Annotated in this window: 24 protein-coding genes and 1 tRNA gene; 14 read left to right on the top strand and 11 right to left on the bottom strand. The window is 62.2% G+C overall.

The window, feature by feature from the left end; translation table 11 throughout:
• Window positions 1-4: 4 nt before the first annotated feature.
• Window positions 5-1,948, bottom strand: coding sequence for a peptidylprolyl isomerase (locus tag FHS75_RS03035; protein WP_179406227.1), 1,944 nt, complete (start codon window positions 1,946-1,948; stop codon window positions 5-7).
• 187 nt (window positions 1,949-2,135) lie between these two features.
• Between FHS75_RS03035 and tpiA the strand changes: the two genes are divergently transcribed.
• The 3 genes from tpiA (at window position 2,136) to FHS75_RS03020 (ending at window position 5,145) form a co-directional block, all read left to right on the top strand.
• Window positions 2,136-2,900, top strand: coding sequence for a triose-phosphate isomerase (gene tpiA / locus FHS75_RS03030; RefSeq protein ID WP_179406226.1), 765 nt, complete (start codon window positions 2,136-2,138; stop codon window positions 2,898-2,900).
• Between the two features lie 88 nt (window positions 2,901-2,988).
• Window positions 2,989-3,396 (top strand): preprotein translocase subunit SecG, encoded by a 408-nt coding sequence (gene secG / locus FHS75_RS03025; protein WP_179406225.1) that lies wholly within the window; start codon window positions 2,989-2,991, stop codon window positions 3,394-3,396.
• A 117-nt stretch (window positions 3,397-3,513) separates the two neighbouring features.
• Window positions 3,514-5,145, top strand: a complete 1,632-nt coding sequence (locus tag FHS75_RS03020) for a CTP synthase (protein ID WP_179406224.1) — start codon at window positions 3,514-3,516, stop codon at window positions 5,143-5,145.
• Between the two features lie 254 nt (window positions 5,146-5,399).
• Here the strand turns inward: FHS75_RS03020 and FHS75_RS03015 are convergent, their stop codons facing one another.
• Window positions 5,400-5,870 carry an Hsp20 family protein gene (locus tag FHS75_RS03015; RefSeq protein ID WP_179406223.1) on the bottom strand — a complete coding sequence of 157 codons (471 nt, stop codon included), beginning with the start codon at window positions 5,868-5,870 and terminating at the stop codon, window positions 5,400-5,402.
• 155 nt (window positions 5,871-6,025) lie between these two features.
• Here FHS75_RS03015 and grxC point away from each other — a divergent pair, with 155 nt between their 5' ends.
• The 7 genes from grxC to FHS75_RS02980 all read left to right on the top strand — a co-directional run bounded on the left by grxC (window position 6,026) and on the right by FHS75_RS02980 (window position 10,722).
• A complete protein-coding gene (gene grxC, locus FHS75_RS03010; RefSeq protein ID WP_179406222.1) occupies window positions 6,026-6,289 on the top strand; it encodes a glutaredoxin 3 in 264 nt (87 codons plus the stop codon).
• Between the two features lie 3 nt (window positions 6,290-6,292).
• Window positions 6,293-7,129 carry a carbon-nitrogen hydrolase family protein gene (locus FHS75_RS03005; RefSeq protein ID WP_179406221.1) on the top strand — a complete coding sequence of 279 codons (837 nt, stop codon included), beginning with the start codon at window positions 6,293-6,295 and terminating at the stop codon, window positions 7,127-7,129.
• A gap of 8 nt (window positions 7,130-7,137) precedes the next feature.
• A complete protein-coding gene (locus FHS75_RS03000) occupies window positions 7,138-7,611 on the top strand; it encodes a DUF1178 family protein (RefSeq protein WP_179406220.1) in 474 nt (157 codons plus the stop codon).
• A 54-nt stretch (window positions 7,612-7,665) separates the two neighbouring features.
• Window positions 7,666-7,742 (top strand) — tRNA-Arg (locus FHS75_RS02995).
• Between the two features lie 116 nt (window positions 7,743-7,858).
• Entirely contained in the window at window positions 7,859-8,143 is a 285-nt protein-coding gene (locus FHS75_RS02990) for an FtsB family cell division protein (RefSeq protein ID WP_342355999.1), read from the top strand.
• 105 nt (window positions 8,144-8,248) lie between these two features.
• A complete protein-coding gene (gene pdhA, locus FHS75_RS02985) occupies window positions 8,249-9,328 on the top strand; it encodes a pyruvate dehydrogenase (acetyl-transferring) E1 component subunit alpha (RefSeq protein WP_179406218.1) in 1,080 nt (359 codons plus the stop codon).
• A complete protein-coding gene (locus FHS75_RS02980) occupies window positions 9,325-10,722 on the top strand; it encodes a pyruvate dehydrogenase complex E1 component subunit beta (RefSeq protein WP_179406217.1) in 1,398 nt (465 codons plus the stop codon). Before pdhA ends, FHS75_RS02980 begins: the two co-directional genes overlap by 4 nt.
• A gap of 13 nt (window positions 10,723-10,735) precedes the next feature.
• Here the strand turns inward: FHS75_RS02980 and FHS75_RS02975 are convergent, their stop codons facing one another.
• The 6 genes from FHS75_RS02975 to FHS75_RS02950 all read right to left on the bottom strand — a co-directional run bounded on the left by FHS75_RS02975 (window position 10,736) and on the right by FHS75_RS02950 (window position 16,503).
• On the bottom strand, window positions 10,736-11,413 hold the full coding sequence (locus tag FHS75_RS02975; protein ID WP_179406216.1) for a TadE/TadG family type IV pilus assembly protein: 678 nt from the start codon (window positions 11,411-11,413) through the stop codon (window positions 10,736-10,738).
• Window positions 11,413-11,997, bottom strand: coding sequence for a TadE family protein (locus FHS75_RS02970; protein ID WP_179406215.1), 585 nt, complete (start codon window positions 11,995-11,997; stop codon window positions 11,413-11,415). The genes FHS75_RS02975 and FHS75_RS02970 overlap by 1 nt, the downstream gene beginning before the upstream one ends.
• Window positions 11,994-13,931, bottom strand: coding sequence for a TadE/TadG family type IV pilus assembly protein (locus FHS75_RS02965; protein WP_179406214.1), 1,938 nt, complete (start codon window positions 13,929-13,931; stop codon window positions 11,994-11,996). The genes FHS75_RS02970 and FHS75_RS02965 overlap by 4 nt, the downstream gene beginning before the upstream one ends.
• 81 nt (window positions 13,932-14,012) lie before the next feature.
• Complete coding sequence (locus tag FHS75_RS02960) at window positions 14,013-14,453, bottom strand: TadE/TadG family type IV pilus assembly protein (protein ID WP_179406213.1); 441 nt, start codon at window positions 14,451-14,453, stop codon at window positions 14,013-14,015.
• On the bottom strand, window positions 14,453-14,914 hold the full coding sequence (locus tag FHS75_RS02955) for a TadE/TadG family type IV pilus assembly protein (protein WP_179406212.1): 462 nt from the start codon (window positions 14,912-14,914) through the stop codon (window positions 14,453-14,455). The genes FHS75_RS02960 and FHS75_RS02955 overlap by 1 nt, the downstream gene beginning before the upstream one ends.
• A complete protein-coding gene (locus FHS75_RS02950; protein ID WP_179406211.1) occupies window positions 14,911-16,503 on the bottom strand; it encodes a TadE/TadG family type IV pilus assembly protein in 1,593 nt (530 codons plus the stop codon). Before FHS75_RS02950 ends, FHS75_RS02955 begins: the two co-directional genes overlap by 4 nt.
• Before the next feature lie 138 nt (window positions 16,504-16,641).
• Between FHS75_RS02950 and FHS75_RS02945 the strand changes: the two genes are divergently transcribed.
• Window positions 16,642-17,307 (top strand): hypothetical protein, encoded by a 666-nt coding sequence (locus FHS75_RS02945; RefSeq protein WP_179406210.1) that lies wholly within the window; start codon window positions 16,642-16,644, stop codon window positions 17,305-17,307.
• Window positions 17,308-17,339: 32 nt separating this feature from the next.
• Entirely contained in the window at window positions 17,340-17,810 is a 471-nt protein-coding gene (locus FHS75_RS02940) for an EF-hand domain-containing protein (protein ID WP_179406209.1), read from the top strand.
• A 1-nt stretch (window position 17,811) separates the two neighbouring features.
• Here the strand turns inward: FHS75_RS02940 and trmFO are convergent, their stop codons facing one another.
• Window positions 17,812-19,146 carry a methylenetetrahydrofolate--tRNA-(uracil(54)-C(5))-methyltransferase (FADH(2)-oxidizing) TrmFO gene (trmFO, locus tag FHS75_RS02935; protein WP_179406208.1) on the bottom strand — a complete coding sequence of 445 codons (1,335 nt, stop codon included), beginning with the start codon at window positions 19,144-19,146 and terminating at the stop codon, window positions 17,812-17,814.
• A 68-nt stretch (window positions 19,147-19,214) separates the two neighbouring features.
• Here trmFO and FHS75_RS02930 point away from each other — a divergent pair, with 68 nt between their 5' ends.
• On the top strand, window positions 19,215-19,883 hold the full coding sequence (locus FHS75_RS02930; protein ID WP_179406207.1) for a lysoplasmalogenase family protein: 669 nt from the start codon (window positions 19,215-19,217) through the stop codon (window positions 19,881-19,883).
• 2 nt (window positions 19,884-19,885) lie between these two features.
• On the opposite strand, the gene gyrA is transcribed toward FHS75_RS02930, so the two are convergent.
• A complete protein-coding gene (gene gyrA, locus FHS75_RS02925) occupies window positions 19,886-22,684 on the bottom strand; it encodes a DNA gyrase subunit A (protein ID WP_179406206.1) in 2,799 nt (932 codons plus the stop codon).
• Window positions 22,685-22,983: 299 nt separating this feature from the next.
• On the opposite strand from gyrA, the gene FHS75_RS02920 reads away from it, so the two are divergent.
• Window positions 22,984-24,279, top strand: coding sequence for a hypothetical protein (locus tag FHS75_RS02920; RefSeq protein WP_179406205.1), 1,296 nt, complete (start codon window positions 22,984-22,986; stop codon window positions 24,277-24,279).
• 58 nt (window positions 24,280-24,337) lie between these two features.
• On the opposite strand, the gene FHS75_RS02915 is transcribed toward FHS75_RS02920, so the two are convergent.
• The gene (locus FHS75_RS02915; RefSeq protein WP_179406204.1) at window positions 24,338-24,991 is read right to left on the bottom strand and encodes a carbonic anhydrase; all 654 of its coding nucleotides are present in this window, start codon (window positions 24,989-24,991) and stop codon (window positions 24,338-24,340) included.
• Between the last annotated feature and the right edge of the window lie 53 nt (window positions 24,992-25,044).

Below are 25,044 nucleotides of genomic sequence, written 5' to 3'. Positions count from 1 at the left end.
AGGTTCACCGACCGCCGCTGAGCTGCTCGCGAACGGCATCGATGCCGGTCTCGTTCTTTTCCACCCCGACTTGCGACCTGATCGCCTGGCGAAGCGCCGCTCCGTATTCGTTACCGGCGACCGAGCCGAGTTCGCGTCGAGCTGTCTCAACGATCGGATCGCCATCCTCGACCTTGCCCGGCTCGATATCGTCGAGCGATACCACGAACCATCCGCGATCGTCCGGGGCGGGAATACTCTTTACCGTTCCTTCCGCCATGTTGAAAAGCAGGGCCAGCGGCGGTGCGACTTGCTGGCGCTGCTGCTGCATGCGCGTAAGTTCCTCGCGATTCATCCTGACCGGCTGCACTGGCGGAAGGCGCGTCTCCAGCGCGGCCATCGCCTGCTGCAGGGTCTTGCCCTCGCGAACCGCATCGCGAACCTTCACTGCGGCGTCGCGCGCCGCACTCGATGCCCTGTCGAGCATGTAAGCCGAGGTCACGTCATCCTTGATCTCGGCAAAAGGCGCTACGGCGGACTGGGCGATGTCGACCACCTCGAAGATCACGAATGTCTCGCCCGGGACGACTTCTGCGATCTGCGGTTCCTGGGCGTCCATGGCGAACGCGGTTTCAAGGACGCGCTCGAGGACTTCGGGGGCCTGCTCCTCTGCCTCGAGATAGACTTGTCCGTCCGCCAGCAGAGGCTTGGTGCGCTGAAGTTCAATCCCGAGACCTTGCGCAACCTCGGACAGGTTCTGACCCTCGTCGAAGCCGTCCTCGATTTCGGACAGGCGCTCGGTCACCGCGACGCGGCGCTTTTCGGCCGAAATTTCTTCCGCCAGCACTTCTCTTGCATCATCCAGCGTGCGGGCAGGACGCGCATCGATCGAATCCACACGAATGACATGCCAGCCGAGACCGCTTCGGGCCGGCGCCGCAAGCGCGCCGCTCCGAGCAGAGAATGCGGCATTGGCGACGGCCTGCGATGTCTGCCTAGCCAGATCGTCCCTGGACAATGTCCCGAGTTCGGCTGTCGCCAGGCCCTTCTCAAGCGCCGCAGCCTCCAGCGAAGTTCCGCCCGTCACCTCGGCGATGACGGCGCGGGCCGCAGCTTCGGTCGGGACAACGAGTTGGGTGAGTGCACGGGATTCGCTCGCAGCAAAACGCTCCTTGTTCTGGTTGAACCGGAACGCGATTTCCGCATCGGTAGGCTCGGGCACCTCGGACAAGGCCGTCGGGCCGAAGCTGGCATACCGGATGACGCGGCGCTCGGGCCGGATGAAACGCTCCGAATTCTCGTTGTAGAAGGCCTGGAGGGCTTTCTCGTCCGGCTCCTGCTCGGGAACGAAAAGGGCCGACGGAAGGACCGCGATCGCGCCCTGCCGCGTCTCTCGCAAGAGCGAGGCGTAGCGGAGCGCGAGCTCGCGCGGCATTACGACGCCAAACGCGGCCGGAACGATCATTTGCCGGGCAATAAGGCCTTGTCTCAGATCCTCACGCACCAGCTTCTCGCTGATTCCGCGCTGACGGATCGCCTGATCGAAGATTTCCTGACTGAAGTTGCCGTCGGGCCCTTGGAAAACGGGAAGTTGCGCGACTTCGCTGTCGATCAGCCGCTCGCTCGCCACGATGCCGTTCTGCCTGCCGAACACGGCGACCGCCATACGGTCGATCATGTCCTCCAGCACTTGTTCGAGCCCGCCGGCAGCCAGGAAACCCTCCATCGACATGCGCGGATTGTCCTGCCGGGCCCGCTCGAGCGCGGAAGTCGCGGCCTGGCTGAGGGTCGACGTGTCGATCCGGTCGTCGCCCACCGTCGCGACGCGATTGCCGCCCGCGATACCGCCGAAGTTGCCGGTGTTTGCGACATCGCCACTTGCAAAGGCCAGCGCAATGAGGACGAGGAATGCAATCGCGATGATTGCTCCCAGGCGTGTCTTGAAGAGTTTTCGGAAAAATTGAAGCATGGGCTCTGCTGTTCGCGAATTTGCACCGGACCGGTACGTATGCAGCGGCGCTTTAGGGGGCAAAGGCATTTCCCGCAATGCTTCGCACCGACATTTGCCCTCGATGATTTTGACAATGCTCGCGTTGCTGGCGTAGCAGCGCCCGCGCAACAGGGCCGAAGGGGATTCGGTCTTCAAGAGGGCTAAGATGTCGAACCTGCCATACATCGTGGGCAACTGGAAAATGAACGGGACGCGCTCGATGCTGTCGGAAGCACGTGCGATCGACCGTTCTACTCAACGGTTTCCGGGCGTTCAGGTCGCCATCGCTCCGCCGTTCACTCTGATCAACGCGATGCGCGAGGCATCGCAGATGATCGGAGTCGGTGGTCAGGACTGCCACGTCGAGGCGAGCGGGGCATTTACGGGCGATATTTCAGCACCAATGCTGCGCGATGCGGGGGCCGACTTCGTGATCCTCGGACATTCCGAACGGCGCGCGCTCCACGGCGAAACCGACGAATTGATCCGCGACAAGGCCGAGGCTGCGCAGGCTGCAGGTCTCGGTGTCATCGTTTGCGTCGGCGAGACCGATGGCGAGCGCGATGCAGGCAACGCCGAGAGCGTCGTGTCGGCGCAACTCGACGGATCGCTTCCGCGTGGCGAGAACGGCGCGGACAAGCTGTCCGTCGCGTACGAGCCTGTATGGGCAATTGGCACCGGGCGCGTCGCATCGACCGACGATATCAGCGCGATGCATTCGATCATTCGCGGAAAGCTTAAGGATGTCTACGGCGAAGCCGGCGATGAAATCCGCATCCTGTACGGCGGTTCGGTGAAAGGCGAGAACGCACCGGAAATCCTGGCTATCGATGAAGTCGGCGGCGCGCTTGTCGGCGGGGCTAGCCTTTCGGCCGAAAGTTTCCTGTCGATTGTCGGAGCGGCAGCACCCGAACGCCCGGAACGGGGCTGAACATCGAGAGGCGCAACTTGCGCGTCATCGCGCAAGCGCCTATCTGCGCGCAATCCCGATCAATGCAAGCCACGCGGACCTGTAACCAATGTCGCTATTTCTCTTCCTGACCGTCGTTCAGGCGATCGTTGCTGCGGCGCTCGTCGGAGTGATCCTGATGCAGCGCTCCGAAGGTGGCGGCCTGGGAGTCGGCGGAAGTCCTTCGGGAATGCTTTCGGCTCGCGGCGCGGCCGACTTCCTTACGCGGTCAACGGCGATCCTGGCCGCCCTTTTCGTGCTGTTGAGCATCGTCCTTGCGGCAATGGTCGTAGATGTGTCTTCGGGTCGCGAAATCGATACTTCCCTCGATCGCTCGGTCCCCGCCGCGCAGCCGCAGGCCATAGACCCGCTCGCGGGCGCCGCAGATGGTGGACTGGCGGCCGAACCGGCGCCGGCACCCGCCGCCCCTGCCGAGCAGGGTCCGGAAGATCCGCTTGCGGGCGCTGCCGCTCAGTAAAATTCGTCTGACTGCATGCGACTTGTCACCGGGGTGCAACTCCGGCCAAGGAAGATTGTGAAAAGCGAGACGGCGCGCTTGCCGAAACCGACCTTCACACTCTAAGGCCCGACTCCCATGGCGCGGTACATTTTCATCACCGGCGGCGTGGTCTCCTCGCTCGGCAAAGGCCTCATGGCGGCAAGTCTCGCAGCGCTGCTGCAGGCGCGGGGCTACAAGGTCCGTATCCGCAAGTTCGACCCCTATCTGAACGTCGATCCGGGGACGATGAGTCCCTACCAGCATGGCGAAGTCTACGTCACCGACGACGGAGCCGAGACCGATCTCGATCTTGGCCACTACGAGCGGTTCACAGGCGTCTCTGCGCACCAGGGCGACAACATCACGTCGGGTCGGATCTATCGGGATATAATCGCCAAGGAACGTCGGGGGGATTACCTCGGCGCTACGGTCCAGGTCATTCCCCATGTTACGGACGCCATCAAGGAGTTCGCTCAGGCAGACACCGAGGACCTAGATTTCGTCCTGTGCGAGATCGGCGGAACGGTCGGCGACATCGAGGGGCTTCCCTTCATCGAGGCGCTGCGACAGCTGCGTAACGAACTGGGCCGCGACGAGACCTGCTTTGTCCACGTTACGCTCGTTCCTTACATCGCGGCAGCCGGCGAGCTCAAGACAAAGCCCACCCAGCACTCGGTGCGAGAGTTGACGGGACTTGGGATCCAGCCCGACATCCTCCTGTGCCGTTGCGAAAAGCCGCTTCCTGAAAGCGAGCGGTCGAAAATCGCCCTTTTCTGCAACGTGCGCAAGGAAGCGGTGATACCTGCGCTCGATGCCTCGTCGATCTACGCGGTCCCCTTGCAATACCACGGTGAGGGCCTCGATGCCGAGGTACTGCGCCATTTCAGGATGGAAGCCCCCGGACCGAATCTTTCGCGCTGGGTGGATATCGTCGATCGCTACGAAAATCCCGAGGGCGAGGTGACGATCGGTGTGGTCGGCAAGTACGTCGGCCTTCCGGACGCCTACAAGTCGCTGAACGAGGCGCTGACGCACGGCGGCATGGCGAATCGCGTCAAGGTCAACGTCCGGTGGCTCGATGCCGAGCTCTTCGAGGAAGACGATTCGATCATTGCCGCCCAGCTTGAGCCGATGCATGGCATCCTTGTGCCGGGCGGTTTCGGAGAACGCGGTACCGAGGGAAAGATCGCCTCGGTTCGCTTTGCACGCGAGCGCGAGGTCCCCTTCCTCGGCATCTGCCTCGGGATGCAGATGGCCTGCGTCGAAGCCGCTCGCAACTCGGCAGGCATAGCGGGTGCCTCGTCCACCGAGTTCGGTGCGACGAAGGAACCCGTGGTGGGAATCATCACCGAATGGATGAGCGCCGAGGGTCTGCAACAGCGCTCTGCCGGCGGCGACCTGGGCGGGACGATGCGGTTGGGAGCCTACGAGGCCGAACTATCGGGCAACAGTCGCGTCGCCTCGATCTACGGGAGCCGAAAGATTTCCGAACGGCACCGGCATCGCTACGAGGTCAACGTCGCCTATCGCGAAGCTCTCGAGAAGGGAGGGCTGGTCTTTTCCGGAATGTCTCCCGACGGGCTCTTGCCGGAGATTGTGGAACGTGCGGATCATCCGTGGTTCGTCGGCGTCCAGTTCCACCCCGAACTCAAGAGCAAGCCTTTCGACCCGCACCCGCTGTTCTCCGGTTTCATCGGCGCTGCGCTAAGACAAGCAAGACTTGTCTGACGAGCGACGGAAGCTCTTGCAAATAGAGCCTGAGTCCGATTTAACAAATGTGATATGGAAATTCGCGTAAACAGGGTTGGCTTGTCTGCGGGATAGTCAATGCGAAAGCCGGTTCGCGAGCGTGCTAGCCTCGAATTGATCGTCACATGCGACCCGGGCGGTCATGAGGGGGCAGGCGGTGCGAGAGCATCGCGGGGGTGGGCCATCCCGGGCCCACCCCCTTTTTATTTTAGCTTATCAAGTGCTTGTGGCGATCACGCCGCTGCGCTGTCATCGTCGTTGTCGTCGACGATGGACAGGGGTTTGCGACCGCCGATGGCGATCTTCTTGGGCTTCATCGCCTCGGGCACCTCGCGCACGAGATCGATGATCAGCAAGCCATCCTCGAGGTTCGCCGAGTCGACCCGAACGTAATCGGCCAGTTCGAAACGGCGTTCGAAGCCGCGCTGCGCGATGCCGACATGCAGCATCTCGCCATCGGCAGCCTCGTCGGACTTGTTGCCCTGGACCACCAGCATGTTCTGCTTGGCAACGATATCGAGGTCGTCCGGCTTGAATCCGGCGACAGCAATGGTGATGCGATAGGCATCGTCGCCGCGGCGCTCGATATTAAAGGGCGGGTAGTTGTCACCCGAAGTGCCGCGAGCCTGGTTTTCGAGCATGTCGAACAGGCGGTCGAAGCCGACCATCGAGCGGCGATAGGGGGAAAGATCGAATCGGTTCATTTCAAAAATCCTCCAACAGAGCAATTTTCGGTTCGAGGGAGACCCGGCGTGCCGGCGCCTCCCGGTTGCGGCCCCATGCCCTTGCGGCGCATGACACCAGTCACGAGATATGATAGCGCGCCGCGCTTTCAAGAGCCCGAAAGGACCTGACGAGAATGGGATCGCCCAACGTTGAAATGTATTCGAAATGGGGCTGCCCATACTGCGTCGCGGCCAAGGCGTTGCTCGACAAGAAGGGCGTTTCCTACACCGAGCACGACGTGACCATGGACAGCGCCAAGCGCGCCGAAATGACTCAACGCGTGCCGGGCGCGCGTACGGTCCCGCAAGTGATCGTGGATGGCGAGGCTCTGGGCGGATTCGACGACATCAACGCACTGGACAGGCAGGGCAAGCTCGACGCCATATTGGGACTCTGATCGGTGACGCGTGTCGCGATCCTGCAGATGAACAGCGGGATTGATCCCGACGCCAATGCGCGGACAATGATCGTGGCGGCCCGTCGGGCGCGCAGCGATGGCGCCGAGATAATGTTTACGCCCGAGATGTCGGGACTTCTTGATCGCAAACGCGCCAGAGCTGCCCAGTCGGTTACGGTCGAGACCGAAGACCGCGTCCTTTCGGCCATGCGGGATGTTGCGGCTCGCGAGGGGCTCTGGATTGCCATCGGTTCGCTTGCCGTGGCGGTCGACGATAGCGGGCGTTGGGCCAACCGGGCTTTCGTGATCGATGGCTCGGGCAATATCGCGGCGCGCTACGACAAGATGCACATGTTCGACGTCGACCTTGACGAGGGCGAGAGCTGGCGGGAATCGAACGTGTACGAGCCGGGGAACGAAGTGGTGAGCGTCATGACGCCTGCCGGCCGGCTTGGTCTTTCGGTCTGCTACGACATCCGCTTTCCGGGACTGTACGATGCACTCGGACGGCATGGTTGCGACGTGATCGCCATCCCGGCTGCATTTACCGTCCCGACCGGCAAGCCGCACTGGCATGTCCTTCATCGCGCGCGGGCGATCGAGGCAAGCGCCTATGTCGTCGCTGCCGCACAAGTCGGCAAGCACGAGGACGGCAGGGAAACCTATGGGCACAGCCTCTTCGTCGATCCGTGGGGCGAGGTGCTGCTGGACCTTGGAGGGGAAGGGCCCGCACTCGGTTACGCGGAAATAAAGCGCGAACGAATAGCTGAAGTCAGGGAAAAATTGCCGAGTCTGGCGAACCGCCGGGACATTGCCTTTGACCCGCGAGACACCATCTAGGCAATCAAATGATAGTTTTCGATCTTGCATGCCAGCCTGCCGGGCACCGGTTCGAGGGCTGGTTCGGTTCTTCCGAAGACTTTGCCGCCCAAAAGGAGCGGGGCCTTGTCGCGTGTCCGCAATGCGGGTCCCACGATGTGGAAAAGGCCGTCATGGCTCCGCGTGTCGGTCGCAAGGGCAATCAGTCCGGCACGCGCAATGCTACATCCCCCGCACGCACCCCCGTGGCGAGCGAGGCGCTTCCACCGGAGGTCGCACAGGCGATGCAAAAGCTCGCCAGGATGCAAGGCGAGGCGCTGAAGAATTCGCGCTGGGTCGGCGACGACTTCGCGGAACAGTCGCGCGCGATGCACTATGGCGAGCGCGAACGCGAGACGATCCATGGAGAGGCAACGGCGGAAGAGGCTCACGCCTTGATCGACGAGGGCATCGAGGTTGCTCCGCTCCCGTTTCCGGTTGCTCCTCCCGACGAAACCAACTGATCGGCCAAGGCGCGATTGCATTGGATTCGTGCGCGCTCTAAACGCGTGCTGCGTGCGCCCGTAGCTCAGCAGGATAGAGCATCGGATTCCTAATCCGGGGGCCACAGGTTCGAATCCTGTCGGGCGCACCATTTGCCATCCTAGTGGCTTGTCGCAAATACGGCTTCCAAGCCCGCGAAATCGCTTGAATGCGTTTCCCAAACGTGATTCTATCGTCAAGATGAAGCATCGCCGCAGCGAACCCCGATTGATCAAGGAAGGCCTGGCCCAGGGCGCTGCTCTGATGTGTCTGCTGATGATGGCTGGCTTCGCACTTGCCGGACCGAGCGGCCTGCTGGCGTGGAGTGAAAACCAGCGGATGCTCGATCAACGCATCGATCAGATCGCCAATCTCGAGGCCGAGAGGGATCGTCTTCGCAACCGTGTCGACCTGCTCGATCCGCGCGACGCCGACCCGGATCTTGCCGGGGAATTGCTGCGCAGCAATCTCAATGTCGCGCACCCCGACGAAATGGTCATGCTTCTCGACTGACCGGATCCTGCCGCACGCGGTTTTCCGAAAAATCCGACACCGTGCTTTCGTTGACACCGGGCCGGTCCTATATCGCCTAGAAGCAACGCACCAAGGGAGCATGCATTGGCCAAGCCAGCTAGAAGCCGCGCAAAATCGTCGGAGGCATCTGAGCAGGAGGACGATTTCGCGCTGCGGAGTTTGCAGGAGGCCTACGAAAAGGATCCGCGGTTCGAGGCAGGGAAGGAACAGCTTCTCGAATTCTACGAGCAGATGCTGCTCATCCGCCGGTTCGAGGAACGCGCCGGCCAGCTTTACGGCCTCGGCCTGATCGGCGGGTTCTGTCATCTCTATATCGGCCAGGAGGCAGTTGCAGTCGGACTTCAGTCCGCACTCGACGGTGACAAGGACAGCGTGATCACGGGCTACCGCGATCACGGCCACATGCTGGCATACGGCATCGACCCGAAGGTCATCATGGCCGAGCTCACTGGCCGGCAATCGGGCATTTCCAAGGGCAAGGGCGGCTCGATGCACATGTTCAGCGTCGAGCATCGTTTCTACGGCGGGCACGGGATCGTCGGGGCACAGGTACCGCTGGGGGCGGGACTGGCCTTTGCACATCGCTATCGCGACGATGGCGGTATCTGCATGGCGTACTTCGGAGACGGTGCCGCCAACCAGGGGCAGGTCTACGAAACGTTCAACATGGCATCGCTGTGGAAGCTGCCGATCGTCTTCGTCATCGAGAACAACGGCTACGCCATGGGTACGGCGGTCAAGCGGTCGTCCGCCGAGACGGAATTCTACAGACGAGGCACCGCATTCCGCATTCCGGGCATGGACGTGGACGGCATGGATGTCCTCAAGGTCAGGCAGGCCGCCGAGGTCGCGATCGACTTCGTTCGCAAGGGCAATGGCCCGATCCTCATGGAACTGAACACTTATCGCTATCGGGGCCATTCGATGTCCGACCCGGCGAAGTACCGTACCCGCGACGAAGTGAAGGCGATGCGAGAAACCCGCGACCCTATCGAAGCCGCAAAGAAGGAACTTGTGGAAATGGGCGTGCCCGAGGACGATCTCAAGAAACTCGACAAGGAAGTCCGCGCCCGCATCGCCGAGGCTGCCGACTTTGCCGAGAGTTCGCCCGAGCCCGACATGTCCGAACTCTATACCGATGTGCTGGTGGACACCTACGAATGACCATCGAGATCCAGATGCCGGCGCTTTCCCCGACCATGGAGGAAGGCAAGCTCGCCAAGTGGCTCGTCAAGGAAGGCGACGAGGTTTCCGCGGGCGACATCCTCGCCGAGATCGAGACCGACAAGGCGACGATGGAGGTCGAGTCCATCGACGAGGGCACCGTCGGGAAGCTCGTCGTGCCCGAGGGTACCGAGAATGTGAAGGTAGGGACCGTCATCGCGGTGCTTGCCGGCGAGGGCGAGGACGCCGCGGAAGTAGAGGCTCCGGCCCCGAAGATCGAGGCGCCCGAACAGGCACAGAAAGCGGAGCATTCCGGGACCGCAAAGGCGAAGGATGCGGCCGGTTCGACTGACGGGCTGGAAACGGGCAAGAAGCCGAAAACGGATTCCGGGGTTCCGCACGGCACGAACATGAAGTCGATTACCGTGCGCGAAGCACTGCGCGATGCAATGGCGGAAGAGATGCGCCGCGACGAGCGCGTATTCATCATGGGCGAGGAGGTTGCCGAGTACCAGGGCGCCTACAAGGTCACGCAGGGCCTTCTCGCCGAGTTCGGAGCGAAGCGTGTCATCGATACGCCGATCACCGAATACGGATTTGCCGGTATCGGTACCGGCGCGGCGATGGGCGGTCTGCGTCCCGTCGTCGAGTTCATGACCTTCAACTTCGCGATGCAGGCGATCGATCACATCATCAATTCGGCGGCGAAGACGAATTACATGTCGGGTGGCCAGATGCGTTGCCCCGTGGTTTTCCGTGGCCCGAACGGAGCGGCCGCGCGCGTCGCGGCCCAGCATTCGCAGAACTACGCGCCCTGGTATGCGAGCGTACCCGGGCTGGTCGTCATCGCACCGTATGACTCGTCGGATGCCAAGGGACTGCTAAAGGCGGCGATCCGCTCGGAGGATCCGGTGGTCTTTCTCGAAAACGAGCTGGTCTACGGGCGCAGTTTCGAACTTCCCGAGCTTGACGACCATGTCCTTCCCATCGGCAAGGCGCGCATCGTGCGCGAAGGTTCGGACGTCACCATCGTCAGCTATTCAATCGGCGTCGGTGTCTCGCTCGAAGCTGCCGAAAAGCTGGCCGGGGAGGGGATCGAAGCCGAAGTCATCGACTTGCGCACGCTTCGCCCGCTCGACCGGCAAGCCATTCTCGACAGCCTCGCCAAAACCCATCGACTCGTTATTGCCGAAGAAGGCTGGCCGACCTGCTCGATCGCTTCCGAAGTCGTGGCGATCTGCATGGAGGACGGCTTCGACCAACTCGACGCCCCTGTCCTCAGGGTTTGCAACGAAGACGTGCCCTTGCCTTATGCTGCCAATCTCGAAAAGGCCTCGCTGATCGATGCGGGTCGGGTGGTCGCGGCGGCCAAGAAGGTCTGTTACCGCGATTGATTGCGCGGCGAAGTCAGACCGTGTTTACGTAGACGTCGCAGCGCGCGACCGGATCGGATGCGCTGGGACGCTGGTATATCTGGCTGAGATCGCGATCCGAGCGGACCGTGAACGACGATATGGATCTGATCTCGGGCTCTCCGACGAAGGTCGGTGAAATAAGCGCCTGGTAATCGTAGGCGACTTCGACGAACATCACGGCTTCGCCCTCGAACGCGATGACTTCCTCGTCTTCGGGTCCCATTCCGTCCAGCGAGCCGTCCGCTCCGTCGCCTTCGACACCGTAGCTCGAATCGTAGTTCTTTTTCCCCATGCAGCGCTGCCAGGCGATGTACTGCCGGTCGTCATCGTGGTCGGGATGGACCTCGAGGCTGCTGATGATGGCGCGACCGTGCTCGAAGAACTCGAGGCGATTGCCTCCCTGGAGGCTTGCACCGAGGAGCAGGTCGTTGATGTCCGCCTCGTAGATCTTGCGATTGTCGAGGTTGGAGGTGTCGCCGATGCGCGAGGCGTTGTCGGCAAGCTGCATAGCGATCTGGCTGACCCGCATGTTTATGAGCGCATAGTTCGCAAGTTCGACGCCCCACAGCCCTGCGGTCATCATGAAGGGCAGCGACAGCGCGAACTCGGTCATCGCAACGCCCGAGGAATTGCCCGAGAGCCTGCCGAGCAGGCGACGAAGTCGACGCATCAGCATGTTCCGGTGGCCGCACGGTCGCCCTGGAGATCGTAGGGCTGGTTGCGCAGGACCGTCCGCGCGGTCATGCTGAAGTTGCGATCCTGATCGATCAGCTTCCAGATCGGGAAAAGCCGCGGGTAGCTTACGGTGACCTCGTAAAGGACCGCGTCCCGAGCACCGCCCAAACCGGTCGAGCCTCTGTCGGCGTCCCATGTGCCGTTTCCATTGGCGTCCTCGAAAGTCTCGCCGTTGTTGCATACCCCATCGGAATCGCCGTCGATGAAGTCCTCAGGCCTGCTCACGTCGGTGTAGTCAGCATAGGACTTGCGCGCGAAATTGATGGTCGATCCCGGCACGAGATTGCGGACCGCCTTGGTTACTTCGTTGTCGAGGCCGGACGTGCTCGACGCAGCGCCCTCGATCGTGGAATCGCGCGCGGCCTTCTGGATTTCGCCGTGCAACAGCGAGGCGGTGTACATGTTGTATCCCATGTCGAAGACGCCGAGCAGGAGCATGAAGAAGACCGGCGCGATCAGCGCGAACTCGACCGCCGCCGTGCCCCTGCGGTCGCGCACGATGTCGCGACGGCGGATCACTTGGAAATCCTCAGGTCGCCCATCGCCTTGGCGATCTTGTTGAAGACGTCGTTCAGTTGCGCGGCATCGTCCGCCTGGAACCAGTGCCCATCGCCTGCACACGTCTTGAGCATATCGGTCATCACCGTTCCGAAGCCGACGACCCAGACGGTGATGTTGCGCTTCTTCACTTCGTTGCAGGCGACCGAGAAGCGCGCCTCGACCGTTTCCGGCAGCGAGTCCGAGCTTGTCTTGTCCCAGCGACGCGTGTCGAGCGGTTCGATGCCGTACGCACTGTACGCGATGTCCAGCGGCTGGGTGACGCCGTCCGTCAGAAAAATGAGGTGACGGCTGGTCGGACGCCCCGGCTCGTCGGCATTTTCGGTCGAGAATAGTCCGGTCGGCGAAATCAGACGTCCGCCCCAGATCATGCCGATATCGTGATAGGTCTGGCCGCTGACGCTAAGGCTCGCGAGGTAGGAGTCGATCGCTGCCTCGTTCATTTCGGCAAGGTTGCGGGCCGGCGTGGGGCAGGCGATCAGGCCGGGGGCCTGCTTCGGCTGAAAGTAGTTCTTCTTGTCGACGTCCTCGGGGATCGAGAAGGCGTTCGAGGTCGCGCTGTTGAGTTTGCGGATGTAGATTATGTTCGGATACATCGGGCGCCACTGCGTATCGGCATTTCCCGCAGTCGGCACCGTGTCGAGGTCGAGATCGAGCGCGCGGGTGAAGTCGACGTTGCTGTAATCGTCGATCTGGTAGGTCGAGCGTTCCTCGATGCAGCCTGCGGTTTCGGAGCGCCAGTTGCTCACGTCGCGCGAAAGCGGGGCATAGCGCCAGTACGTTACGGTATTCCCCGGCTTGGGCTCGGTAATTTCGTCGAATTCGTCGGTATAGTTGTCGTAGATGGCCTTCACGACGTTGCAGGTCGAGCCCGAGCGCGAGACCCAGTAGTTCGTGCCGTTTATGACGCGACGATAGTGGCGGATCGTGCGGGTGCCGTCGGTTGTCTCGGAGATGAGCGTGTAGTTTGCGCTGTACCCGGTTGCGTTCGGCGCGGGCTCGTCGCAACTGTACCAACCGGAGCCATACTCGAACGAGGGGTGATGATAGGTTGCCGGATAGGAATCCTGGACGAAGATGTTCTGGCTTCCGGAAACGTACGAGAAATTGTCCCAGTAGGTGCGCGTTCCTGTGCCGGGCTCAGTCACCTCGTGGTCGAATTCGCGCGACTGGTAGGTCCAGGTGTCAACGACCCAGTCGTCCGCGAGCAAGTGACCCACGTTTACGTTAGTTGAATAGGGTACGAAGCCGTAGCGGATGCGGATGCCCGGGGCCTTGGCGCCCTCGAGCTGATTCCAGAACGATTTCACGACTGTCCTCAGCACGCCGATCCGCGTATCGGGGTCGCCGGGATTTGTCTGAGCCATGGACCCTGTCGTATCGAGCACCATCATCACGTCGGTGTTCGAGAAATTCAGTCGCGCCTCGCAGTTCACGCTGACCGGCACGTTCGTGTTGCCGAAGATCTGCATGATCGTGGTCGGCACATCGACGGTGGCAGTGCCGCTGATCGAGTAATCCTGTTCCAGCGACATCGTGAACTGCCGGTTCTCGGTGCCATAGGCACCGTCGCGGAAATTGAGGTTGAAGAAGCGATAGCCGACGTCCCCGACTTCGCTCGGGACGTTGCCGTCGGTGACCACCGCGGAGCCGAGCTTCTTGCGCGCGGCGAGTACGCCTGCATCGCATGCCTGCTGAAGGCGCGATTCGGACAGGTAGCTGCGCCCCATGTCGATTCCGCCGCCGATCATCGCGAGCAGCGGCGCGGCCGATGCGGCGACCATCATCAGCGTGTTGCCCGAGCGATCGCGCGCGAGACGCGAGAGCAGGCGCACTGTCGACCGCTTGCAGGAATGCAGCGTCTTGCGAGTCGAAGAGGGCAGAATCCCGTTCATCATCCACTGCAATAGGTCGCGCGCGTAACGGCTTGCTCAACGGCAATGGTTAATTTGGAAACACTTTTGGCCGGACGGGCGTCAGCTGTTCACGACGAAGATCGGTCGCGAATACGAGATGTGGAAGTCATCGATGCCGATCAGCTCCAGAAGGCTCGTAACCTTGGTCCGGATGAACAGGTTCAGCTCCAGCGCGCCGGTAACCCGCTGGTTGGCTGCAGTGGTGACCGTAACGGTCATGCCGGTGGCCGGAAGCGCGTAGGGCGGGTTCGTCGCGCGCGCGCGCGCCCAGGTCTCGATCTCCGTGTTCGTGAGCTCGTTGTCATTCTGGTACTGAACGACTGCATGGCGCGATACGTCGGCGGAGATACCGCGCAGCGCGTTGTAGTTCTGCATGGCGATCCCGATCTGCAGGACACCGAGCAGCAGCGCGATCATGAATGTGCCGAGCAGGCCGAACTCGACGGCCGTCGATCCGCCCTCGTCACGGGCGAGCCGGCGCAGCAGGGAAGGGACGCGCATCACGAGATCTGCACCGCCCGGTCGACGTCGAGGCTGATGTCGGAGCCGATGCCGAACTTGCTCCAGATCGGCGAGTACGTCGTCTGCAGCCGGATGTTCATGTAAGTCCACACCTTCACGCCGCTTCCGCAAGACGTCGGGTCGGTTACGCGGGCGGTCGCGTTGCCGCAGCGATAGACCATCGACACCGTGACATCCTCGTTTCCGAGGCCGGTAGATGCTTTCATGATATCGCGCACGGTGTTGAGGTCGGCTTGCGATTCGGGCGGGGCAGCAAGGCCGATAGCCGCTCCTTCGGCAGCGGCGCTTTGCAATTCGGTCTGGCGCGCGACGAGCGAGCTGATCTGAAAGCTCCCGACCGCCATGAGGATCAGCACGGGCGCGACGAGCGCAGTCTCGATCGCCATTGCGCCGCGCTCGTCCTGGCGCAGCCGCCGGATCAAGGCAGGAAAGGCGGTCAAGCGACCAGCCTTACCTGGCCGGCGCCGCTGGAGATCGTGGTATCCTCCAACATACCCGGCGGGCAGAAGGTTTCCATGTTTACGTTGCCCAGGAGGCTGATCGTGTTGGCGGCAATCATCAGGCACTGGCTGGTAACGGTGATGGTCCCGCGGAAGTCCATGGCGCTGACCGGCATGTAGATCGTGCCGTTGAGCACGGTGTTGGCATTGCCGGCTATCAGGTTGCCGTTGTTGCCGCTGGACGAGCGATCCTCGAAGAACAGCATGCCCTCGAGACCGTTGGCCGTAGCCGCGTCGAGCGGCGGATCGGCGTAGATGTTGAGGAGCTGGCTCGTGGTCATGGCAGTAAGGTTGATCGACGCTCCGCCGTTGATGCGCATGCCCGCGCCGTTCTTGAGCACGAACATGACGCCGTTGCCCTGAACGCTGTACTGCGCATTGGTTTCGAAATTGCCACCGTCGATGACGTAGATGCCCGGGTTGAGCACCGTGTCGCACTGAAGCGTCAAATCGGTGTAAGTTCCGGGATTGATCGTGGCGATATCGGACTGGCTGGTCGTGGAAACCGTGACGTTCTTCTCAATGGTCGTGGTCGTCTGGGTCATGATGTAGCGCGGCGACTGGCTGTTGCCGCGATCGTCCCAGTTCTCGTCGGTATCGGTGACCGTGTACTGACCGCTCTGTTCGTGCTTGTAGGCCGGGCGGTTGACGTTTCGCGTGACAGGCCCGTCGACGGTGCTGCTGTAAAGCGTCATCTCGTTCTTCTTGTCGCCGGTGTAGACGTTGACCGTCGTGGTCGTGGTCTCGGTACCGGTCGTCGTCGTGTTGGTGCCGCCCTTGCAGTCCTGGTTCTTGCTGTAGGTCCTCTCGGTGGGATCGTTCGGGGGAGTAAGGTCCGCGAAGGGATCGGTCAGGTCGTCGACATACTCGTGGATCTCGGCATCGGTGTTTTCACCCAGCCAGTCGTCGATGCCACCCCTTGCGACGACCCAGCCCGGATCGACTTCGGGGTTGCCGTTGATCGTTACGGCTTCTGCCGCGTTCGAAAGCGCCGCGATTCCGCAGCGCGCGGCAAGTTTGACGCTGCCGCCGATGGTGATCGCGCCCTCTTCGTCGTCATCGACGGCGATGATGCAGCTGGTGAACGGAGCACCGCGGCGGAACGAAGCCTGCGCCGTTGCATCGATCACAACACCGCGACCGGTGACAAAGCTCGAGAACGGCAGCGTGTCGCTGACCTGTGCCCGGACGATGACGCTGTTGTTCGAACCGCCGTTGTAGTTCGCAAGGATCACGTTGGGCGTAGTGGCAGCGCCCGACGCGACGGCCATGTTCGCACTGAATTCCTGGATCGCCCGGTCCGAATAATCGTCTTCGGTATCCTCGCTCAGGCGGGCGAATGCGCCTGCAAGGGCAGCCTGGTCCACGGCATATTGCAGTTCGCGCTTCCACATGTACCACTGGGACATGTCGACGGCGAGGCCGGACCCGCCGATCAGCGCGGGAACGCCGATAGCGACCATCATCGTCGCGTTGCCGCTCCGGGCGGAGCGTACCTCGCGCAATATCCGGCGTAGCCTTTCGAACATATGCGATTCCCGAAAATGCCCCTTACGAGTTTCCACGGAATAGGCAGGTCTGGTTTTCGCGAATCCAACGATTACGGTTAACAGGTGCTAAATGCGCATTTCTGAACAGTATTTTGCTCTCCGGAAAGTTGCCGCGGCATGAGCGACGTGTATCCCTCTGTCGAAGAGCTCCCCGTTCTCTCCCGGCTCGCGCTCTCGTACGCACCGAAAGTAGCTCGGGAGAAAACGCTTGGGCTGCTGGCGCTGGATGCGCGGCTGGCCGGGATCGTCCGCTCAGCTAGCGAACCGATGCTGGCGCAGTTGAGGCTCGCATGGTGGCGCGATCAATTCGCGAAACCGATTTCCGACTGGCCCGAAGGCGAGCCGCTCCTGGCGACCCTGAAGGCCTGGCGGGAGCAGGCCCGAGCGCTCGGAGGCCTTGTCGACGGATGGGAGCATCTGGCCGGGGAAGGGCCGCTGCCGGCAAACGATTTCTCGGCGCTTGCATCCGCTCGCGGCGACGCTTTCGGCGCACTCGCCATCCTCCTTGGTGCCGACGATGCCAGGGAAGAATGCAAAGTGGCCGGGCGGGAATGGGCGCTTGCCGATCTGCTTTCGCGGGTGAGCGCGCCAGAGGAGACGGTTGCCCTTCGCGAACTGGCAGGAAAGGCTGCTTTCGGTCCGATACGCCTCCCGCGCGCGATGCGTCCGCTCGCGCTGCTTCACGGGCTTGCCCGTAAGGCGATGGACAGCGGGCGTAGTCTCGACGACCTGCCGCCCTCGGCGCTTCTCAAGGCATTGCGCATCGGACTGGTCGGACGCTAGACCCCTGAATGGAAGGGCAAAAGGGGCAAGCAATGAACCGTGTACTGCTGGGCGCGCTTTCCGCGCTCCTCCTTGTCGCTGCCGGTGTGTTCTGGTGGCAGGGACGCGCCGCGACCGAGGTCGGGCTACCGCCGCCGCCCGAAGACGTCGCATCCGCAAGCCGCAATGCTCCCGATGCACTGCCCAGCGCGGATGTGGCGGATCTAGTCGGACCGGCGCCGCCGGAAGCTACCGAGCTGACCCGCGAGCAGCGGCGCTTTGCCAGTTATGACCGTGACAGCGACGGACGGATCACCCGCAACGAGATGATGTCGCGCCGGACGTCCTCGTTCAAGCGCCTGGATACGGACGGCAACAACCTGCTGACGTTCGAGGAATGGGCGATCGCGACCGGCAGCAAGTTCGCAGAGGCCGACGCCGACGGAGACCTCTCGCTGACACCGGATGAGTTCGCGACTACCCGTCCGAAACGGCGGACCAGGAAGCCGTCCTGCCGCTGCTAGGTCAGACCTGCGCGGGAGAAGAAATCGTAGGGAGCCAGGCGCCCAGGTCTTGCTTCGCGCGCGAGGTATAGGCTTCCTTGCGCTGTTTTTTCTTCACGTCGGGCAGGGGTGGAAACAGGCCGAAGTTCACGTTCATGGGCTGATAGTCGTCTGCCTCTGCATCGCCGGTTATGTGTGAGAGCAGGGCGCCCATTGCCGTCGTCGGTGGCGGCGCGCGCCAGAACGAGCCCGAAAGCTCCGCCGCCGTCATGAGCCCAGCCATCAGCCCGACGGCAGCGCTTTCGACATATCCCTCGCAACCCGTGATCTGACCGGCAAAGCGGACATGCGAGGCGGACTTCAGTCGAAATTGGCGGTCCAGCAACTGCGGAGAGTTGAGGAACGTGTTGCGATGCAAACCTCCCAGACGCGCGAATTCTGCAATTTCGAGGCCTGGGATTGTGCGGAACAGCCGAACCTGCTCGCCATGCTTCAGCTTGGTCTGGAACCCCACCATGTTCCACAGCGTACCCAGCTTGTTGTCCTGACGAAGCTGCACGACGGCGTAAGGCCAGCGTCCGGTGCGCGGATTGTCGAGCCCCACAGGCTTCATGGGGCCATAGCGCAGCGTGTTCTCGCCACGTTCGGCCATCACCTCGATCGGCATGCACCCTTCGAAATAGGGCGTGCTCGCTTCCCACTCCTTGAACGTGGTCTTTTCGCCGGCAAGCAGGCCTTCGCGAAAGGCGAGGTACTGCTCCTTGTCCATCGGGCAATTGATGTAATCCCTGGTATCGCCCTTATCCCAGCGCGAAGCCATCCAGCAGATGTCCATGTCGATGGTGTCGCGGTAAACGATCGGTGCGATGGCATCGAAGAACGCGAGGCTGTCCTTGCCCGTAGCAACGCCTATGCTCGCGGCGAGCGCTTGTGCCGTGAGCGGTCCGGTCGCGACGATGGTAAGGCCGGCATCGGGCAGGTGGTCCACCCTTTCACGAACGACTTCGAGGGTCGGGAGGGCATTGAGTCGCTTCTCCACTTCGGCGGAAAACACGTCCCGATCGACGGCGAGCGCGGAACCAGCCGGAACGCGGGCCACCTCGGCCGCCGCCATGATCAGCGAACCGCATTCGCGCATTTCCTGGTGGAGCAGCCCAACCGCGTTCTTCTCGGCATCGTCCGAGCGGAAACTGTTCGAGCAAACCAGCTCTGCGAGGCCATCACCCTGATGGGCAGGCGTGCGCTCCCCGGTGCCCCGCATCTCTGAGAGCCTGACGCGCAAACCCCGCCGGGCGAGTTGCCAGGCCGCCTCGCTCCCAGCGAGGCCGCCGCCGATAATGTGAACGTCATGGCTCATTGCAATGCGCCTAATGCTTGTAAGGGGTGTCGGACAAGGCCTAGCAGGACGGGAAGGGGGGATCGACGATGTCAAAACGAGCTCTGGCCGAACGGCGGCCCTGGCTGCTTGGCAGTGTCGTGGCGGCGCTTGCCTACTGGCTGCTTGCTGAAAGCGACTTTCCAGGCCTTTATCTCATCGCGCTGAAAGGCGCGCCTTTCGCGATGCTCGCGATCTATGCCCTGCTGCGCTTTCCGGGCAGCGGTGCAAGGCTTGTCGCAGGCGGAATGATATTCTCCGGCATCGGAACGATGAGCATGGATTTCTGGCTCTATCCCGGGCTTCTGGCGCACGTCGTAGGCTTCGCGTTACTCATCGGCCTCTTCCTCAGGAATCCACGAGAGCGACTTACGGCCACCCAGAAGGCTGCCGCCACCGCGTTGCTGCTTCTGGTGCCGGCAATCTTCTGGTTCGTCCCTGCGGATCGAGACCTTGCCTGGACGCTTGCAAGCTACGGCATCGTTATCGGAGGGACGGGAGCGGCGGCGTGGGCCAGTGCATTCCCGCGATACCGGGTTGGAACGGGTGCGGTACTGGTCGTGCTGTCCCAGCTTGTGGCATTTGCCGGGGAAGGGCCGCTGTCCTACGGCGCGACGGGCATCCGCATCGCCTGGCCGCTCTTCTACGCCGGCATGTTCCTCATATGCACCGGCATGATCCAGACGCTGCGCCAATGGAGCGGGCGCCCGCACAACTGAAGTCAGTCCTCATCGCCCACGATGTCGGTCGGTGGAGGGTCGTCCCTGTCCTGTGTCGTGGGGATGGTCGCTTCGGGCGCATCCTTGCCGACCCGCTCCTCGATGATCGCTTCCTCGGCGTCGTTTTCGGGAGAGGCGGTGTCGTCAATGCGCACGGCGCTCACGACCTGCTCACCGGGCGAGACATCGAAAAGCCGGACGCCTGCACTGTTACGCCCGATCACGCGCAGCGAATCGAGACTGATACGGATCAACTTGGCCTGATCGGTGACAAGCATGAGCTCGTCTTCCTTCGTCGCGGCGAAGCTGGCCACGACCGGGCCATTGCGATCGATATTGTCGATGTTGACGATGCCCTGGCCGCCACGTCCGATGCGGCGGTACTCGTACGCAGATGAAATCTTGCCATAACCGTTTGCACAAACGGTAAGGATGAACTGTTCACCCTCGGCGAGCTCAGCGAAGCGATCTGCGGCAAGCTCGCACTCGCCTTCCTTCTCGCCTTTCCACGGAGCAAAACGAAGGTACTTCTCACGCTCTTCGGGCGTCGTGCCGACCCGGTGAAGGATCGAGAGCGAAACGACCTCGTCCCCGTCCCTGAGCATCATGCCGCGCACGCCTGTGGAGGTTCGCGACTGGAATTCGCGCACGTCGTCGCCGGCGAAGCGGATCGCCTTGCCTTGCCGGGATGCCAGCAGGACGTCGTCGTTCGCATCGAGAAGCTGTACTCCGATCAGGCGATCGGCTTCCGGGTCCTCGAAACGCATTGCGAACTTGCCGTTCGACGGAACGTTTGTGAAGGCATCCATGCTGTTGCGACGCACGCTGCCCTTCGCAGTTGCGAAGACGACGTGGAGCGCACCCCAGGTGCCTTCGTCTTCGGGAAGCGGCAGCACGGTGGCTATCGTTTCACCCGGTTCCAGCGCGGGCAGCAGGTTCACGATCGGTCGCCCACGTGTCGCGGGGCCTCCCTCCGGAAGCTTCCAGACCTTGAGCCGATAGACCTTGCCGGAGGTGGAGAAAAACAGCACCGGGTTGTGCGTGCTGGTGACGAACATGTCGCTGATGGCGTCTTCGTCCTTCGTCGCCATGCCCGCTCGACCCTTGCCGCCGCGATGCTGGGCGCGGAACGTCGAAAGCGGCGTGCGCTTGATGTAACCGTCCATCGTCACGGTCACGACCATGTCGTCGCGCTCGATCAGGTCCTCGTCCTCGATCCCCTCGATGGCTCCGGTGATCTCCGACACGCGGGGTGTTGCGTAGCTGTCCTTCACCTCGACGAGTTCGTCGCGCATGACCGCGTAGAGCTTCGCCCGGTCCGCGAGGATGGCGAGGTAGCCGGCGATCGCCTCGGCCAGTTCCTTCAGCTCGTCGCCGATCTCGTCGCGACCGAGGGCGGTCAGCCGGTGAAGGCGCAATTCGAGGATCGCCTTCACTTGCGCCTCGGATAGCTTGTACGTTCCGCCTTCCTGTTCGTCGGTCGGCTCGATGGCCTCTACGAGCCGGATGTACTGTGCAATGTCGCCGATCGGCCATTCCTTGCCGAGCAGCTTGGCGCGCGCCTCCTGCGGATTCGACGACCCGCGGATCATCGCCACGACCTCGTCGAGATTCGAAACCGCTACGACGAGTCCAAGCAAGATATGCGCCCTGTCGCGCGCCTTGTTCAGTTCGAACTTGGTCCGCCGGGTAATGACCTGTTCGCGGAAATGGATGAAGGCCTGGACGATGTCGCGCAGGGCGAGGACTTCGGGCCTTCCGCCGCGAATGGCGAGCATGTTGGCAGGGAAACTCGACTGTGCAGGGGTGTGCCGCCAAAGCTGATTGAGCACGACCTCCGGCGTTGCGTCGCGTTTGAGATCGATCACCACGCGCACGCCTTCGCGGTTCGATTCATCGCGGATATCCGAGACCCCCTCGATCCGCTTTTCCTTGGCGGCTTCGGCGATCTTCTCGACCAGGTTGGACTTTCCGACCTGATAGGGCATCGACGTCAGGATGACCGAGCGGCGATCGCCGCGCCCTTCCTCGATCTCGTGCCGGCACCGCATGAGCACCGAGCCGCGCCCGGTCATGTAGGCGCTTCGGCTGCCCGACTTCCCGAGGATCAGGGGTGCGGTCGGAAAGTCCGGACCGGGAATGATCTCGAAAAGTTCTTCCGACGTGATTGCAGGATTTTCGATGTAGGCAAGGCAACCATCGATCACTTCGCCCAGATTGTGCGGCGGGATGTTGGTAGCCATGCCCACGGCGATGCCGCCTGCGCCGTTGACGAGAAGGTTCGGGAAGCGCGCGGGCAGCACTTCCGGCTCCCGCCGCGAACCGTCGTAGTTGTCGTGAAAGTCGACGGTATCCTTGTCGAGATCGTCGAGCAGCGTGTTGGCGACCCGCGCCAGACGGGCTTCGGTGTAGCGCATCGAGGCTGGCGGATCGGGATCCATCGACCCGAAATTTCCCTGACCGTCGATCAGGGGGACCCTCATCGACCACGGCTGCGTCATGCGTGCAAGTGCATCGTAGATCGCCGAATCCCCGTGGGGGTGATAGTTACCCATCACGTCACCCACGATCTTTGCGGACTTGCGATAGGGCCTGCCGGCGACGAAGCCGCCTTCCTGGCTTGCAAACAGGATACGGCGATGGACGGGCTTCAGGCCGTCGCGAACGTCGGGCAGCGCCCGGGCCACGATCACGCTCATCGCGTAATCGAGATAGCTCGTCTTCATTTCATCGACGATGTCGATCCGGCTGAATTCGCCTGCCGGCCCTGGGGAATCGATAGTATCGGTGTCGTCGCTCACGCCGCTTTTTCGTTCTTCTGTTGACGGGAATGTGTCGGTCTTCCGGCCCTAGGCCAAAGGTGCGGCAAATACCAGCGAGGCGCGGGTGAACGCCCTTTGTGCGCTTGTCTTTTCCACAAGTGCCGCCCCTTCCTGAACGTGCGGGACGAAGCGCATTCAATCAGGGTTCAGTGCGCCTGCGCTATACAAGGAGCCTGTTGCCAAGCGTGCGTTTGATCGCCATCTGCTTGGCCGGAAGTTTCAAGGGGCTGTTCCGCACGATTTAGCCGCGCAGCCGAACGATTGAGGAGAGTATCGATATGATCCGTCACGGCAAGCTCAAATTCGGCAAGCTTGTTTCGCGCTCCGCACTGGGAGCGGCGCTCGCATTCGGCGTCGTTGCCGGTGGTGCGACGATTTCGACGCCAGCCTATGCGCAGAAGGGCTTCAGCAAGCCGTTCGTCGCGGCCGCGCAGCCTGTGCAGGAAGGGCTTGGACAGATTGAAACGCAGAAGAACAGCGGTGCCGACGTTTCGGCTGCCGTCTCCGCGTTGAAGCCGCAGGTCGAAGCCGCGGCAGCCGCTGCCTCGACCCCCAAGGACATGATGACGGCGGGACAGTTCCTCCTGAACCTCGGCACGCTCGGCGAGGACATGATGCTGCGTCAGCGCGGTGTGCAGATGATCCTCGACAGCGGCCAGCTCGAGGCGGCGAAGGTTCCGCAGTTCCAGTACTACCTCGGCAATTTCGCCTACTCGAACAAGGAATACGCGACTGCTGCCAGCGCCCTCAAGGCCGCGAAGGCGGGCGGATATTCCGAATCCAACCTAGTTCCGCTCATGCTTCAGTCCTACGCTGACGCGGGCCAGCCCGCCCAGGCGATCGCGGCGCTCAAGGAGCTTATTGCGACGCAAAAGGCGGCCGGGCAGCCGGTCCCCGCGGACTGGACTTCGCGTGGCAGCCTGATCGCCTACAAGGCCAACATGGGCAAGGAAGCCGCCGAGCTCGCGACGATGCAGGCGCAGGCCGATCCGACGCCTCTGAACTGGCTCAATGCGGCGCAGATGACTCGTTCGTTCAACCAGTTCGACGGTCAGATTTCGCTCGACCTGTTCCGTCTGATGGACCGCAGCGGCGCACTCGATGCCGATGCTCAGTACACCCGCAACGAGTACAAGGAATACATCGAAACCGCCGATCCCCGTCGTTTCCCGGGCGAAGTCGTGCGGATCATCGACAAGGGCGTCTCGAAGGGAGCCCTCGACGGGTCCGAACAGTGGATCAAGGAATCGCGCCAGACCGCCAGCGGTCGTGTGGCTTCCGACAAGGCGTCGCTCAGCGGCGATGTCGCTTCGGCCAAGTCGAACGGACGCTCGGCGCAGGCTTTGGCCGACGCGTTTCTCAACTATGGCGATGCGGCTCAGGCCGAAGAGCTTTACGCAGCCGCCCTTTCCGCCGGCGGGCAGATCGATCGCGACCTGATCTATACGCGTATGGGTATCGCCCAGCTCGATCAGGGCAAGATTGCCGAGGCCAAGGACAGCTTCACCAAGGTGAACGGGTCGCGTGCTCCGGTCGCCAACCTCTGGCTGGCCTACGCCGAAACGCAGGCCTGATAGCCAGACAAACCAAATCGGGAAAGGCGGCGGGAAACCGTCGCCTTTTTCTTGGCAATCAAGTGCAGGGCGAGAATTCGCCGGTGCCTTCATCCATCAGGTGAAGGACACCGTCCGAAATGGCGAAAAAGGCCCCGCGCAACTTCAGGGAACCGTCTCGCTCGCCCTGCTGTATGCAGGGAAAGGTGCGAAGGTTCTGCAGGCTGACCCGCACGCCTGCATGTTCCATCTCCCGTTCGGCCTCGCGGCTTTCCGTTCCGAGTCGTTCGGCGATGGGTGCGCGGGCATCGTCAAGCAAGCCGATCCAGTCCGCGATGAAGCCCCCTTCGCCGGGCCTCGTGCCGTGCATTTCCTGCGTCAGAGCAGCCTTGCAACCTCCGCACATACCGTGTCCCATCACCACGATTTCCTTAACCTTGAGCACCTGAACCGCGAATTCCAGGGCGGCGGAAACCCCGTGCAGGCCAGGTGTCGTCTCGAAGGGAGGGACCAATGCGGCGACGTTTCGCACGACGAAGATTTCACCCGGATCGACATCGAAGATTTGCGCAGGATCCACCCGGCTGTCGGAACAGGCGATCACCATCGTTTCCGGCTGCTGGCCTTTGCGCAGTTTGCTCCACCGCTCGCGGTGGGGGGTCCATCCGGTGTGCCTGAAGCGGCGATACCCATCGAGTAGTGTCGATAGCTCTTGCGAAACGTTCTCGGTCATTGGCGTCTATTGGCGTCGGGAATTGGGGCTGGCAAGCTCCGGCACATGTGATT

Source organism: Novosphingobium marinum, from assembly GCF_013408095.1.
In the GTDB taxonomy this organism is placed as follows: Bacteria; Pseudomonadota; Alphaproteobacteria; order Sphingomonadales; family Sphingomonadaceae; genus Novosphingobium; species Novosphingobium marinum.
This window is presented reverse-complemented; position numbering and strand designations above follow the sequence as displayed.

What these genes read in the sequence shown, in the direction of transcription:
- FHS75_RS03035 (WP_179406227.1), bottom strand. Translation starts at nt 1,948, where the DNA reads ATGCTTCAATTTTTCCGAAAACTCTTCAAGACACGCCTGGGAGCAATC.
- tpiA (WP_179406226.1), top strand. Translation starts at nt 2,136, where the DNA reads ATGTCGAACCTGCCATACATCGTGGGCAACTGGAAAATGAACGGGACG.
- secG (WP_179406225.1), top strand. Translation starts at nt 2,989, where the DNA reads ATGTCGCTATTTCTCTTCCTGACCGTCGTTCAGGCGATCGTTGCTGCG.
- FHS75_RS03020 (WP_179406224.1), top strand. Translation starts at nt 3,514, where the DNA reads ATGGCGCGGTACATTTTCATCACCGGCGGCGTGGTCTCCTCGCTCGGC.
- FHS75_RS03015 (WP_179406223.1), bottom strand. Translation starts at nt 5,870, where the DNA reads ATGAACCGATTCGATCTTTCCCCCTATCGCCGCTCGATGGTCGGCTTC.
- grxC (WP_179406222.1), top strand. Translation starts at nt 6,026, where the DNA reads ATGGGATCGCCCAACGTTGAAATGTATTCGAAATGGGGCTGCCCATAC.
- FHS75_RS03000 (WP_179406220.1), top strand. Translation starts at nt 7,138, where the DNA reads ATGATAGTTTTCGATCTTGCATGCCAGCCTGCCGGGCACCGGTTCGAG.
- FHS75_RS02980 (WP_179406217.1), top strand. Translation starts at nt 9,325, where the DNA reads ATGACCATCGAGATCCAGATGCCGGCGCTTTCCCCGACCATGGAGGAA.
- FHS75_RS02975 (WP_179406216.1), bottom strand. Translation starts at nt 11,413, where the DNA reads ATGCGTCGACTTCGTCGCCTGCTCGGCAGGCTCTCGGGCAATTCCTCG.
- FHS75_RS02965 (WP_179406214.1), bottom strand. Translation starts at nt 13,931, where the DNA reads ATGAACGGGATTCTGCCCTCTTCGACTCGCAAGACGCTGCATTCCTGC.
- FHS75_RS02960 (WP_179406213.1), bottom strand. Translation starts at nt 14,453, where the DNA reads ATGCGCGTCCCTTCCCTGCTGCGCCGGCTCGCCCGTGACGAGGGCGGA.
- FHS75_RS02950 (WP_179406211.1), bottom strand. Translation starts at nt 16,503, where the DNA reads ATGTTCGAAAGGCTACGCCGGATATTGCGCGAGGTACGCTCCGCCCGG.
- FHS75_RS02945 (WP_179406210.1), top strand. Translation starts at nt 16,642, where the DNA reads ATGAGCGACGTGTATCCCTCTGTCGAAGAGCTCCCCGTTCTCTCCCGG.
- FHS75_RS02940 (WP_179406209.1), top strand. Translation starts at nt 17,340, where the DNA reads ATGAACCGTGTACTGCTGGGCGCGCTTTCCGCGCTCCTCCTTGTCGCT.
- trmFO (WP_179406208.1), bottom strand. Translation starts at nt 19,146, where the DNA reads ATGAGCCATGACGTTCACATTATCGGCGGCGGCCTCGCTGGGAGCGAG.
- FHS75_RS02930 (WP_179406207.1), top strand. Translation starts at nt 19,215, where the DNA reads ATGTCAAAACGAGCTCTGGCCGAACGGCGGCCCTGGCTGCTTGGCAGT.
- FHS75_RS02920 (WP_179406205.1), top strand. Translation starts at nt 22,984, where the DNA reads ATGATCCGTCACGGCAAGCTCAAATTCGGCAAGCTTGTTTCGCGCTCC.
- FHS75_RS02915 (WP_179406204.1), bottom strand. Translation starts at nt 24,991, where the DNA reads ATGACCGAGAACGTTTCGCAAGAGCTATCGACACTACTCGATGGGTAT.